Below are 13454 nucleotides of genomic sequence, written 5' to 3' on the forward strand. Positions count from 1 at the left end.
CATGCGACTCCAGCGGAATGCGGGCGAAGCGCGGGTGGCAATCCACCCGCGCCGGATCGGTTGCGTCAAGCTTCGAGCCAGACGTTTTCCGAGAACGCAAAGCCCATCATACCACCGGTGGCCATCGGCTTCAGCCCCTTGAGCTTGGAGCTATGAGCGTCAATGTTGCTGATGAAGACCGGGATCGCGACGCCGCTCTCCTCGTGCGCCATCTTCTGCAGCTCGCCGTACATCTCCTTGCGCTTGGCGTCGTCGCGTTCCTTTCGCGCCTCGACGAGGATCTTGTCGAAACGCTCGCTCTTCCAGTGAGATTCGTTCCAGGGCGCGCTCGACGTGTAGAGCAGCGAGAACAGGATATCGGCGGTCGGGCGAGGATTGATGTTGCCGAAACAGATGGGCGCCTTCAGCCAATAGTTCGACCAGTAGCCGTCCGCCGGGACCTTCTGGACGTCGATGTTCAAGCCGATTTCGCTGGCTGCTTGCTGGATGAGGACAGCCATGTCTACCGACTGCGACGCTGCGGTTGACGCGACGATCGGGATTTTGGCGCCGATGAGACCTGACTTGGCAAGCAGTGATTTTGCTTTGTCTGGATCGTATGGCCGTTGTGGCAATTCGGCGTTGTAGAAACGGTTGCTGGGAGGGACGGGCTGGTCGTTTGCCACCTCAGCATATCCGCGGAACACAGCCGTCTTGATCTGCTCGCGGTCGAGCAGCAACTTCATCGCCTCCACGAAATTCGGATCGCTGCCGGGCGCTGTGTCCAGCCGCATGTTCAAGTCGGTATAGTTGCCGGCCGTTGTCGTCAGGAGGTCGAAACTGCCGGCCTGCTTGACCAGTTGCGACGAGCGCGGATCGATCGAGCCGATGAGCGCGACATCCCCCGACAGCAAGGCATTCACGCGGGCGTTTTCGTCGGCGATGGCGAAGAATTCGACCTGGTCGAGATAGGGCCCGGTGCCTTTCCAGTAGTTCTCGTTGCGCACAGCGACCGAATGCACGCCCGGCTGAAACTCCTTGCACTTGAAGGCGCCGGTGCCGTTTGCCGTGGTGAAGTCGGTTGTGCCGGCCTTGACGATCAGGAAATGGAAGGTGCCGAGGATGACGGGAAGATCCGAATTCGGCCCGGTCAGAACGATGGTGACCTCATTGTCTGAGGTCTTCTTGACCTCGGCGATCTGGTCGGCAAGCGACTTGGCCTTCGAACCGATCGCGGGATCCTTGTGTCGGTTGAGCGAGTAGACAACGTCGTCCGGACCGAACGTAGAGCCATCGTGGAACGTCACGCCCTTGCGCAGCTTTACAGTCCACGTGACCGCATCATTCGTGTCGAAGCTCTCCGCCAGTTCCATTTGCGCCGAGAGCTTGTCGTCGAGGCTGGTGAGTCCGTTGTAGAAGCTGGTGCAGCGCACATAGTCGGTGGACAGCGACTGTTTGGCCGGGTCGAGCGTGTCGGTGGTGCCGCTGGAGTAGCCGGCAGCGCGGATGCTGCCGCCTTTCTTCGGCGTGTCGGCGTAGGCCTTGGTGGCGTGGCCAAGGACCGAGCCAGCCAACGCCGCTCCCATGCCGCCAGCCAAAAGCATGCCGAGAAGCTCGCGCCGCGTGGCGCCGCGGCGGATGGCGTTTTCAATGCGGTCGGTGTCGGTCGGACGCAGGATCTTGTCAAAGTCGGGTTTCATCGTGTCAGCCTTTCGTTGATCCGGCCGGCCAAAATTTGGCACGCGTACCGGAGGACCATTCTGGTTCATTTTTAAGCGCCGCAAGACGACGCAGGCGATGACATTCAGTGTGGCCGTGTTCCCATCATTCCCATTCCTTCTTTCCCCTGTTGGTTTTGTTCGGCGCTGTTGTTTTTATTGTTGCAGCGGCGGCAATTGTCCGCCCGCTGGGTAGGCTAGCATGCTGGGCGGACGACCTCAGGCGACCTGGGTCAGGTGCCTTCCGTCGACCGCATCGGCCAGTTCGGCAAGTGTCGAGTAATGGAAGTCGGGTGTGGTGAGCCTGGCAGGTTCGAGTGTGCCGCCAGACCCCTTCCGCCCCTTTCGCCGTTCGATCCAGCACACGGTGTAGCCGAGTTCGCGCGCCACGCCGATGTCGTGATACTGGCTCTGCGCCACATGCAGGATGTCCTTCAGGCCAAAGCCCCATGCGCTGATGCGGCCGCGGGCAAACGCGAAGAATTGCGGGTTCGGCTTTTCCAGGCCGACATCGTCGACGGTGACGGTGAGATCGAACGGGTTGCCGAGCGTTCGCGAAAAATGCGCCAGCGCCCAGTTCTGCGCGTTGGTCATGGCGACCAGCTTGTACCGCTTGCGCAGGCGGGCAAGCGCCTCGACCGAATCCGCAAAGGCTGGCCAATCCTTGACGGATTGGCGCAGGCCTTGCGCTGCCTCATCCGTTGCCGGCAAACCAAGCGCCCGAGCGATTTCGAGGTAGCAGCGGACGAGATCGTCCGGAAACAGGCCAGCTCCAGGCATGGCGCGCGCCTTGCGATAGGCGGTCAGCACCGTTTCACCGTCGACCGACAGACCTGCCCTTTCCACGACACCCTGCACGTAGCTGGCAATGCCCGTCTCGAAATCGATCAAGGTTCCAACGACGTCGAAGGTCAGCACTTTGAAGTCAGTTTTCACGTGCATGCGCCTTTCTTCCGAGGGGCTGCTATCTTTCGAGCTTATGGCATCCGGACGGCTTGAAAGGCTGAAGAGATGGCGTTTCACGGCAGAGAATTCTGAACTGACGGCGAAGTCGCAATATTGAGCGGCGCCTGCGTCCCCGGTTGTCGTCCAGCGATCTCGTGCGGAAGCCGCGGGACGATTTCGACCAAATGTCGCGGCCGATCGAGGTAGGATCGTTGGGATAACCCGATGATTTCGACACCCGTTTCTCCAATTTCACAGGCTGGTCAAAGAAATGTTGGAAGCGCGCAGGTGTCAAAGCCGCGAACACAATCGATATGCTTCATAAATCGACGAATATATATCTCTGCTGGAAACTGCATCACCGATACGGTGCAAACTGAATTTTCCAGAATTAGGACTCCCCACCGACAAGCTGTCGTGGCTACTATCTTGGAAAAATACGCCCGATAGCCCGCCGTTTGCCGAGCCGGCTCTCAAGTCCTGGAAAACTTCTTCTACGGGAATGGTTCCATTTTCGATGACCACCTGCGAGGTGACTAAGCTCGTTTCCGCGCCGGTCAGTTCGTTGCGGAAGATGGCTGTCAAGCCATTGCCCCGACGGGCAACCTTGGTCAGCTTGACATCAACCATGGTCCGAATGCCTAGCTCCGAGAGGAGCTTGCGGAAGCTCGCCCTTTCTGGATACGGCATCTCCACCGCCAGGGCGTCATCAGGGGTCACGATACAGACCCCCTTCCCTTGCCGTGCAAGGTGGAGCGCGCAGGATGGTGCCGCCTGGCGCCCGGTCCCATCATAGATGAGGATATCGTCCTTGCCGGGTAGCGCACCGGTCAGCAGATCCCAAACACTGTCGCAGAGTTCAGACCCCTCCAGCCAATCCATATCGGGAATGCCGCCAGTTGCGACCACAACGACGTCTGGGTCTTCAGCAAGCACTGTGTCAGCGTCGGCATAAGTGTTCAGGCGAACATCGACGCCGAGGCGCTCGAGCTCGTTCACCCGCCAGTCCACGATACCAAGCAGATCCCTTCGCTCCGCCGCGGACGCAGCGACCAGGATCTGCCCTCCAAGTTTCGCGCCCGCCTCGAACATGATGACAAAATGTCCCCGCTCGGCAGATACTCTGGCTGCTTCCAGACCTGCCGGCCCGCCGCCCACGACAACGACCCTTTTGGGGCTGGCGGCACGATCGATGGTGGAGCTCAGCGTCGTCTCTCGACCGCTCACCGGATTGTGGATGCAATTCACCTTCTTATAGAGACAGTAGGTAGCGCCAACGCATGGACGGATCCGCTCCTCCTCGCCTCGCAGGATCTTGTTGACGATCTCCGGGTCGGCGATGTGCGCCCGCGTCATGCCTATCAGGTCGACAATATTCTCCCGGATCGCATGGCGAGCGGTCGCCACATCCCTGATGCCTGCCGCATGAAGCAGGGGAAGTCTCGTCTCCTTCCTGAACTGTGCGACTTGCGGCAGGAACGGGGCACTGCGCTGAAACATGCCGGGCATGTTGTGCTCGGCCAGCACAAGGTCCGTATCCATGCGCCCGTAGATGCAGTTGAAGAAATCTACGTGCCCCTCCCTCTCGAACAGGCGGGCAAGCGCGAGACAGTCGTCAAAGTCCGAACCTTCGTCAGTGCCCTCGTCGATCGCGAAACGAATGCCGACAATCATGTCGTCACCGACAGCCTTGCGGATCGCCTCGTGAACCATCAGGCCAAACCGCGCCCTGTTTTCCACGGAGCCGCCATAGGAGTCGGAGCGCTTGTTGGTCCTCGGCGAGAGAAACTGACCGATCAGATGGCCACCCGTTACGGTTTCGACACCATCGAGGCCGCCTTCACGGCACCGGACAGCGGCAGAGGCGTAGTCCCTGGTGATGCGCCTGATATCCGCCTCATCCATTTCCTTCGGAAAGTTTCGGTTGCGCGTCTCGCGGATCCGTGACGGCGCAATCGCCGGCAACCAGTTCCCTGCATATGCCGTTGCCCGCCTGCCCAAATGTGAGACCTGGGACATCACGGCCACGCCATGTTGATGGATGCGTCGCGCCAAGGACTGCAGATGCGGGATGATCTCGTCGGTGGACAGGTTGAGCTGCCCGCCGCCCCAGCTAGAGTCGGGAGAGGTCATTGCCGAGCCGCCGATCATCGTCATGGCGAGGCCGCCACGCGCTTTCTCTTCGTGGTAGCGTTGATATCGCTCCAGCGGCATCCCGCTCTCATCCAGCATCGAGGCGTGGCTGGTGCTGATCACGCGGTTGCGGAACTCCAGCTTCTTAAGCCGGAACGGACTGAGAAGTGGGTCGACGCTTGTCCCCGAGGTCTGGCCTGCCGAGAGGTGGTTCATTGGCGTCTTCCTGCATTCAGGGCAACCCCGGGCCATCAGGGGGCACATCGCGCTTCGGGCTGTTCGAGCGCGCCCTGCGGGCCGCTCGAACAGCACCACTTCGGTCATGGTTGTACATTTCGGAGCAGTTCAGAAGCTTGAAAAAGCTCATGACGGTATATGCTGTGGTTATGACCACAGTTCTCCGGTCGCCTCTTGTGCGTCATGGTGTTTCGCAAACAGTGTCAGATTTCTGGGCCCAAAGCGCCGGGCTTGCCCTGTTCTGTTTCGCTTTTCGGTTATATGATTTTCGTCAGGGTGGATGAAAAACGTATGCCATCTGAAGAATGATGACGCGACGCGGGACGTGGTGGTCGAATGGTGGCATTGTCCAAGCTCATCCCCTCAGCGAGAGGCCTGTTTGTTTTCGAGGCCGCGGCACGAACCGGCAGCTTCACCGCCGCTGCCGGCGAGTTCAATGTGACCCAGCCTTCCATCAGCCGAACGATTGCCCAGTTCGAAGCCGAACTGGGGATGCGACTGTTCGATCGCGGCCCGACCGGGCTTGCTCTTACAGATGACGGCAGGGTCCTCTACGCGGCCGTCCGCGAGGGGCTCAGCCAGGTTCGCGACACCATTTTGATAATCCAAGACCAGAAGAAAGCCAGCAAACCACTGGTAACTTTGTCTCTCTCAAGTTCATTCGTCACGCATTGGCTGGTGTCGAGGTTGGGGGATTTCAACGCCACCTTTCGGAACGTTGATCTGCGCTTTGATTTGATAGCCGGCGTCATGCACGGGATGCCGGACAATGTCGACCTGGGAACGCGGATCGTTCCCGAGGACGATATTCAGTATCACCGGTGGGACTTTTCGCCGGAAATCATACTTCCAGTATGCAGTCCCTCCTACCTTCGCGCCCATGGCAAGCTTGATCATGATGGTGACGGTGACGGCCACATCTTCCTGCACCTTACCGATCATCGTTTGCGGCAATGGGCCGACGTTTGGGGAAACGTGGCGAACCGCAAGACTGCCAAGGGAACGTGGCTGGAGTTCTCCGACTACGCGGTCATCCTTCAGGCAGCTCTAAACGGCGAAGGTGTTGCGCTCGGTTGGCTCAGTGTCACCTCAACTGCGCTGCTGAAGGGGATATTGGTTCCGGCATCGGATCGCCTGATCGATACGGGGCGCCATCACCGTCTGATCGCTCCCCGTTCGAGGGCCCTTCGACCTGTTGTGGCGGAAATCGCCAACTGGTTGAGAACGCAAATGATGGACGATGTTCACGCGCTCCAACCCCTGCTTCAGTCGGCGGTCACGCGCAACTGACATTGCTCGCCGCTGCATCATGGCCGCCCGCGCAGGGAGGGTTGTCGATCATCCGCAGAAGTGGCGGAAGGTCTTCAGCCAGTTGCCGCCCATGATCGCCGCCGTCTGCTCGCGATCGTAGCCGCGGTCGAGAAGGCCCTGTGTCAGGTTCGGCAATTTGGTGACCGTCTCGATGCCGACGGGATAGGACTGCCGGCCAAAGCTCGACAGCGAGCCGAAAATGTCGGGACGGCGGGTGCGCCATATGACGACGCTCGGAGGTGCTACGACCGAGGCCTGCTCCTGATATTTCTCGACGTAGTCGACTCCGATGCCGACATGATCGGGACCGACCAGCCGCACCAGGTAATCGACGTGATCGAGGAAGTCGTCCAGCGTCGGGGTTCCGTCGGCCAGCGACTGCGGCAAGCCACAGACACCGATCATGCCGCCTTTCTCGGCCATCGCCTTGACGGTCGCGTCCTCAGTGTTGCGGCCGTTCGACCGCAACCCGTCGGCATTGGAATGGGTGCAGACCGGCGCGCGGGCCAATGCGGTGGTCTCGGCGCGCGTGCGATGGCCGCAATGCGACAGGTCGATCATCAGCGGCAGAGTGTTTGCCAACGCCACCAGTTCCTCGCCAAGATAGCTAAGGCCGGCATCGCGCCTTTCCCCGCATCCGTCGCCGAAGATATTGGCGGTCGTGTAGGCAAGGCCGAGCACGCGAAGCCCCATCCTGGTCAGCAGTTCCAGCCGCCAAAGCTGGTCATCCAGCATGGTCGCGCCCTGGGTGCCGAAAACGACGCCAAGCTTGCCGGTCTGCTTCGCCGCCAGCATATCGTCGGCCGTCAGACAGAGTTTCAGGTAAGCGCTCTTCTCGATCATCGAGAGATAGCGCTCCGAGTTGCGCATCACGACATCCCAATTCTCCTCCAAAGCGAAGGTGACATTGGTCGCATTGACCCCGCCGGCCAGGGTCCGTTCGGCATATTTGTCCTCGAGCACATAGGCGATGGACAGCGCATCGAAGACGAATATCTCGTCATGCAAGCGTCGCGTCTCTTCACTGGCTTGCCCTGTGGCCGGACGGACGGCGGGTACAACTGACATCTCTATCTTCTCCTTGGTCAATTCAGGCTGAAACCAGGCGCGCGGCCTCGGCCGTCGCGAACCGCTTGATGTGGAATGGTTCGATCAGCGTCGTCGTGGAACCACGGTCGATCAGTTCGGCCATCACGTCACCGACCCCCGGTCCGAGCTGGAAGCCGTGGCCGCAAAAACCGAAGGCGTAATAAAGGCCGGACAGACGCGCGCTCGGACCCATGATCGGAATATCGTCAGGCAGGTAGCTCTCGATGCCGCTCCAGGTGCGGATGACTCGCATGTTGGCGAGCGCCGGCACCAGACGGCGGATCTGCCGAACCTGGCCGGTGAGATTCCCAGGCACTGCATAGGCGCGCCTTGTGTCGGCAAATGCCGGCCCCCGCGCGCCGCCACCGAAAACGACATTGCCGCGCTCGACCTGACGTAGATACACGACTTCGGCCGGGATCACGGTCGACACGCCGATGACCGGCCGGATGCGGTAAGGCAAAGGTTCCGTCACTGCCATTTGCGGTCCGTGCACGGCAAGCGGAACTGGCTCCTCGAACTGCTGCGACAAGGCCCCACCCCAGGCTCCGGCTGTGACCAGCGCGATCGGCGCGCTGAACACGCTCCCATCGGCTGCGGTCGCCTGGAAATCATCGCCTGGCTTGGCGATCGAAACGATCTCGGTGTTCTCGAACACCTCGACGCCAGCCCGCGCCGCCGCGCGCGCGAAAGCGGGCGCCGCAAGCCTTGGATTGGCATGACCGTCATTCGGCGAATAGGAGCCGGCGATCGCCTCCGGCCCGAAGAAACCAAAACGCGCCTTCAGCGCATTTGCACTCAGCAATTCCAGGTCAAGGCCATAGTCGCGCGCCTTTTGCGCATAGGCCTCGATCACTCCGATCTGACTGGGGTCGTAGCAGACGCGGATATGGCCGGTTGCCAGGAACTCCGCGTCCTCACCAAGCAATTCCCTCAGCCTGCCCCAGATTTCACGCGAGCGGTTGGCCAGCGGCAGTTGCGGGAGGAAACGCCCTTGCCGGCGCACATTGCCGAAATTGACGCCGCTCGCCTGCTGGCCAACCAGCCCGCGTTCGAGCAGGATGACCGAACGCCCGCGCCGGCGCAGGAAAAACGCCGCGGCGGTTCCCATCAGGCCGCCGCCAATGACGATCACGTCGGCTTGCAGCGGTTTCACGCTCCCTCCTTCGCATCGCTCTCTGCACCGATGACGAACGGCTTGACCGGCGGCTGGCCACGGATGCGGCCCACCGTTTCAATCGAAACACCGGCACTAGCGGCGATTACCTCGGCCGCGGCATGTCCGCAATAGCGGCCCTGGCATCGGCCCATGCCGACACGGCTGAAGGCCTTGGCGTGGTTCAGTTCGACAGATCCCGTGGTGACGGCGGCACGCAGCTCACCCGCCGTGATGTTCTCGCAGCGGCACACCACCGTATCCTCGCTGAAAGCAGCGGCAGCGCTTGCCGGCCACGGAAAAGCATCGGCGATGCCGCGCCGAAACCGCTCGAAGGCACGCAGGCGGCGGCGGAGGCGACCGACGTCGCGTGTCGCGACCTGGCGCCCGAGATCGGTCAGCACCGCAAGCGCAGCCAAATGCCCTGAAGCCTCGGCAGCGTCGGCGCCGAGCGTCAGGGCGCCGTCGCCAGCCAGATAGATTCCGGCAACGCTGCTGCGGCCGTCCGTATCCTTTACCGGAAAGAATTGCCGGGTTTGCACATCGAAACGAAACTCGCAGCGCGCAAGGTCCGCCAGTTGAGCCTCCGGACGAAGATGATAGCCGAGCGCAACCGCGTCGCAGGCGACCGTCCTTTCTTGCCCTTTGTTGGTGCGGAAGCGGATGGTCTCGACACCGGTTTCCGGCTGGCCTTCGATCTCGACCGGCGTGATCCCGGTTTCGATCTCGGTTCGTGCGCGACGCAGTTTCCAGGTCAGCGCCAGCCCCTTCAGCAACACGTCCGGGCGGGCTATCAACCTGGGCAGAGCCTTGACCCGCAGCCAGAAGGAGGAGGTATCAAGCACCGCCGCAACCTTGGCGCCCGCCTTCGAATATTGCGCCGCCACGAGATAGAGCAGCGGGCCGCTTCCCATGAAGACGACGCGGCTGCCGATCGCGCTGGCCTGCGACTTCAACGCGAGCTGCGCGGCGCCGAGACTGTAGACACCGGCCCGGTTCCAGCCCCGAACCGGCATCAGGCGATCAGTCGCCCCCGAAGCGATGATCAATGCATCGAAATCGACCTCGCTGGTTCGAGACCCCTGAAGGAGATGCAACTGCTTTTCCCAAATCCCCCAGGCGAGGGTCTCGGGCCGATAATCGATGCGATCGCGCAGAGCCTCGAAACTGCGATGCAGATCCTCGGCACGGCCGGCTTCCGATCCGTAGAGCGAGGCGTAGGAGCGGCGAAAGCCTTCGGGCTGACGGCGGTAGATCTGGCCGCCGTCACGGCCGCCTTCGTCGATCACGATCGGCCGAACGCCTGCTGCAACCAGCGTCTCGGCGGCACGCACACCGGCCGGACCGGCGCCGACGATTACTATGCGGGGATCGGGCACTATGCGAGGGTCGGCCATGCCTGCTCCGGAGCTTTGGTGGCAATGCACATGCCCGCGGCAAGCGGCGTGGTGCAGGCGCGCAAGCGCTCGCCTGTGTCGGTCCACACCCAGCAATCCTGGCAGGCTCCCATCAGACAGAAGCCGGCACGATCGCCGTCGCCGAATTCGGAGCTCCTGAGATGACGGATTTGCGTGAGCATCGCCACCAGCAGCGTGTCGCCCTTGCAGCCTTCAGCCGGCTGGCCGTCGATCGAAAAGACGAGCCTCGGCCTGTCTTGCTCACCAACGCGCCGGAAACGGCCGCTTTCGCTTGAGGTCATGGGCGATCCTCCTTCGGATCTGGCTGTCTGCCACCCCACGATCTTTCCAGTCCGCCGCGCCTATCGCCAATACTAAGTGTTTTGCCATCCAGAACCTTAGGTTATGATTGGTCATGAACGCCAGGCATCTTGAAGTCTTCCGCGCCATCATGCGCCACAGTTCACTCACTGCGGCGGCGGAAGCCTTGCATGTTTCCCAGCCTGCGGTGAGCAAGGTGCTTAGGCACTTCGAAACCCTGATCGGCTACAAGCTGTTCGAACGCATAGGCGGCCGCCTCGTGGCCACGCCCGAGGCGCATCTGCTGTTTCGCGACGCCGACCGGATTTTCCGCGAGATCGAAGTGCTGAGGATCTATTCGAACCGGATCCGCGACAAGCAGCTGAGCCTGCTTCGCGTCGCAGCCAGCGCACCGCCTACCTTCGCACTGCTGCCGGCCGCCACCCGACGCTTCCGTCGGCGCAACCCTGGTGCTCGCCTGGTCCTTCAGACGCTCCCTGCGGAGGAGATTGCCGAGCGTGTCCTGATCGGCGACATCGACCTTGGTCTGACCATGACCACCCTGGCCGAGCCCCAGATCCGCAATGAGGTTATTGGCGCGGCGGACATCGTCGCACTGGTCCTGCCGGAATCGCCGCTGGCGATACTCAAGACCGTTACGCCAGCCGATCTGACGGAACAGGCTTTGATCAGCTACGGCACCAATACACCAGCCGGTCAGATGCTTGCGCGGGTGTTCCAGGAGCAGGGGGCATTCTACGATCCGCAGATCGAGATAAGCCTGTCGATCGCGGCCGCACCCCTGGTCTCGGCTGGACTGGGCATCGCACTGGTCGACGGACTGGTTCCCTGGGCCAACCTCGGCAACCTGAAAATGCTGCCGTTCCAGCCCCGCTCGGCGCTCGATATCGTGCTCGTGACCAGCACCTCCTTGCCGCAGTCGCGCTTCGGACGCGAATTCGCTCGCGACATACAGGCTGCGATTCATGACCTTGGCAGCGCCAAGCCCTCGCAGGGCAACTCTAACCCTTGAGCAAAGGCCGCAGTCGATGATCGTGCCAAGAGCGGACATCCGCGCCGCGGATACACCAAAGCTCAGCCTTCGGAGATTGCCAGCCCGTCGTCGAGGCCGAGCCATCGTGCAATACTCTCTCAGCCCTAGCCTCGACAGGTCCTCGCCTAAGCCAGGTTGATGGCGACGTTGCGCAGCAGCGCGACGGATTTGCGCATGCCTTCCATCGGCGACAGCATCAAGTCCTCGTGCTCGATGGATAGCACGTCATCGTAGCCGACCTGCTTCAGTGCGGTGCAGAACTGCCGCCACCAGGTCTCACCGTGGCCGTAGCCCAGCGTGATGTAATTCCAGGCGCGTTCCGCATAGTGGTTCGGCGGACGCGCATCGAGCACGCCGTCAATACCTGCGGGGATTGGTTCGACGCGAGTGTCCTTGGCGTGGACATAGTAGATCGCGGAGCCCAGCTTGCGCACGGCGGCGATGGGGTCGGCGCCCATCCAGAGCGGGTGGCTCGGGTCATAGTTGGCGCCGACCGTTTCGCCGACAGCGTCGCGCAGCCGGAACAGCGTCTGGACGTTGTACACGGCCTGATGGCCGTGCAGTTCCAGGCAGAGTTTATGGATGCCGAGATTGCTCGAGAATTTTACAAGATCGCGCCAGTAGGGAATGATGCAATCGTCCCACTGGTAGCGCTGGATATCGGCGCATTCGGGTGGCCAGTCGGTGATGATCCAGTTGGGGTTGGCATCGCCCGGCCCGCCAGGCAGGCCCGACATCATGACCACGCGTTCGATGCCCATCAGGCTCGCCAGCCGGATCGTATCCTGCGTCACCTCATGGTGCTTCTTGCCCTGCGGCCCCGGATGCAGCGGATTGCCCGAGCAGTTGAGCGCCGCGATCGTCAGCCCGTGATCCCTCACCTTGGCAACGAATTCGGTGCGGGTGGCCGCGCTGTCCAGCATCGCCCCGAGATCGATGTGCGGCGCCGACGACCAGTTGCCGCAGGCGAACTCCAGCGTCTCCAGCCCGAGTTCGGCCGAGGTGCGCAGCATCTCGTCGAAAGAGAGGTTGCCCAGGCTGTCGGTGATCATGCCAATCTTCATTTGGAGACTCCTGGCTTTGAATAGAAACTGTTCAGTCAGAGCTCGACAGGCTCGAACCTGCCGGATCTGGCGGAGGCAAGGGCTGCTTCGCAAAGGATCATCGCCTTGCGGCCATCGCTGGCCGTGACAGCGGGCCTCTTTCCCGTCTCCACGCATGTTATGAAGTGGTCTATCTCGGCGGCGTAGGACTCGGCGTAGCGCTCGACGAAGAAGTAATAGGGCTTGTCGCGCGAGATGCCGCTGCCGCCGGACATCTCGACCGAGGTCGGCAGCCGGTTGCCGGCCTGCAGCATGCCGTCGGCGCCATGCACCTCGATGCGCTGGTCGTAGCCATAGGCGGCCCTGACGCTGTTGTTGATGTGGCACTGCTGGCCCGATGCGGTGCGCAGGATGAACATCGCGGTGTCGTAGTCGCCGAGCTTCTTGTATTGCGGCGCCACCAGGGACGACCCGGTCGCGAAGAGCTCGACAGGTTCCTCGCCCAGCATGTTCCGCGCCATGTCGAAGTCGTGGATGGTCATTTCGCGAAAAACGCCCCCGCCCCCGGCCAGCGCCTCCTCGGTTTCGGGTTCGGGATCGCGGCTGGTGATGATAACCTGTTCGACGGCACCAATCTCGCCGGCGACAAGACGCTCCTTCAGCGCCCGGAAGCTCGGGTCGAAACGGCGGTTGAAGCCGATTTGGAACGGCACGCCGGCTTTCTCGACCGCGGCCAGGCACTGGTCGGTGCGCTTGATGTCGAGATCGATCGGCTTCTCGCAGAAGATCGCCTTGCCTTTCGCCGCCGCGGCAATGGCAAGCTCGGCATGCGTTCGCGTTGCCGAAGCGATGAACACCATCTTGACCGCTGGATCGTTCATCACGGTTTCGGTGTCGGCGATTTCGGCGCCGGTCATGGCGGCGATTTTCTCGGCAGCCTCGCGATTGGGATCGACGATGTAGCGCAACCGCACTCTTGGATGGCGCGCGAGGTTGCCCGCATGCACCCGGCCGATCAGCCCCACTCCGAACAGACAGACATCCATCATGCGTTCGACTTTCCTGTCAGGCCTTCGCTTTCGCGAGACGGCC

General features: G+C 61.8%; 11 protein-coding genes. 2 read left to right on the forward strand and 9 right to left on the reverse strand.

Annotated elements, in window-relative coordinates:
* Positions 1–65 precede the first annotated feature (65 nt).
* The 3 genes from EN859_RS30690 to EN859_RS30700 form a co-directional block, all read right to left on the reverse strand.
* On the reverse strand, positions 66–1679 hold the full coding sequence (locus EN859_RS30690) for an ABC transporter substrate-binding protein (protein WP_127856318.1): 1614 nt from the start codon (positions 1677–1679) through the stop codon (positions 66–68).
* Positions 1680–1916: 237 nt separating this feature from the next.
* A complete protein-coding gene (locus EN859_RS30695) occupies positions 1917–2639 on the reverse strand; it encodes an HAD-IA family hydrolase (RefSeq protein ID WP_127856317.1) in 723 nt (240 codons plus the stop codon).
* A 294-nt stretch (positions 2640–2933) separates the two neighbouring features.
* A complete protein-coding gene (locus tag EN859_RS30700) occupies positions 2934–4991 on the reverse strand; it encodes an NADH:flavin oxidoreductase (protein WP_127856316.1) in 2058 nt (685 codons plus the stop codon).
* A gap of 357 nt (positions 4992–5348) precedes the next feature.
* Between EN859_RS30700 and EN859_RS30705 the strand changes: the two genes are divergently transcribed.
* Positions 5349–6302, forward strand: a complete 954-nt coding sequence (locus EN859_RS30705; protein WP_127856315.1) for a LysR family transcriptional regulator — start codon at positions 5349–5351, stop codon at positions 6300–6302.
* Between the two features lie 48 nt (positions 6303–6350).
* Here the strand turns inward: EN859_RS30705 and EN859_RS30710 are convergent, their stop codons facing one another.
* From EN859_RS30710 to EN859_RS30725, 4 genes are read right to left on the reverse strand one after another with little or no spacing between them, the layout of a single operon-like run.
* Positions 6351–7391 (reverse strand): membrane dipeptidase, encoded by a 1041-nt coding sequence (locus EN859_RS30710; RefSeq protein WP_127856314.1) that lies wholly within the window; start codon positions 7389–7391, stop codon positions 6351–6353.
* 22 nt (positions 7392–7413) lie between these two features.
* Entirely contained in the window at positions 7414–8568 is a 1155-nt protein-coding gene (locus tag EN859_RS30715) for an FAD-binding oxidoreductase (RefSeq protein ID WP_127856313.1), read from the reverse strand.
* On the reverse strand, positions 8565–9965 hold the full coding sequence (locus tag EN859_RS30720) for an FAD/NAD(P)-binding oxidoreductase (RefSeq protein WP_245525789.1): 1401 nt from the start codon (positions 9963–9965) through the stop codon (positions 8565–8567). The genes EN859_RS30715 and EN859_RS30720 overlap by 4 nt, the downstream gene beginning before the upstream one ends.
* A complete protein-coding gene (locus EN859_RS30725) occupies positions 9947–10267 on the reverse strand; it encodes a (2Fe-2S)-binding protein (RefSeq protein WP_127856312.1) in 321 nt (106 codons plus the stop codon). The genes EN859_RS30720 and EN859_RS30725 overlap by 19 nt, the downstream gene beginning before the upstream one ends.
* A 113-nt stretch (positions 10268–10380) precedes the next feature.
* On the opposite strand from EN859_RS30725, the gene EN859_RS30730 reads away from it, so the two are divergent.
* On the forward strand, positions 10381–11298 hold the full coding sequence (locus tag EN859_RS30730) for a LysR family transcriptional regulator (protein WP_245525797.1): 918 nt from the start codon (positions 10381–10383) through the stop codon (positions 11296–11298).
* Between the two features lie 146 nt (positions 11299–11444).
* Here EN859_RS30730 and EN859_RS30735 read toward each other — a convergent pair whose 3' ends face one another.
* Positions 11445–12383 (reverse strand): sugar phosphate isomerase/epimerase, encoded by a 939-nt coding sequence (locus EN859_RS30735; protein ID WP_127856310.1) that lies wholly within the window; start codon positions 12381–12383, stop codon positions 11445–11447.
* A 35-nt stretch (positions 12384–12418) separates the two neighbouring features.
* Positions 12419–13411, reverse strand: coding sequence for an inositol 2-dehydrogenase (iolG, locus tag EN859_RS30740; RefSeq protein WP_127856309.1), 993 nt, complete (start codon positions 13409–13411; stop codon positions 12419–12421).
* Positions 13412–13454: the final 43 nt, after the last annotated feature.

It is taken from the genome of Mesorhizobium sp. M00.F.Ca.ET.216.01.1.1 (assembly GCF_004010325.2).
In the GTDB taxonomy this organism is placed as follows: domain Bacteria; phylum Pseudomonadota; class Alphaproteobacteria; order Rhizobiales; family Rhizobiaceae; genus Mesorhizobium.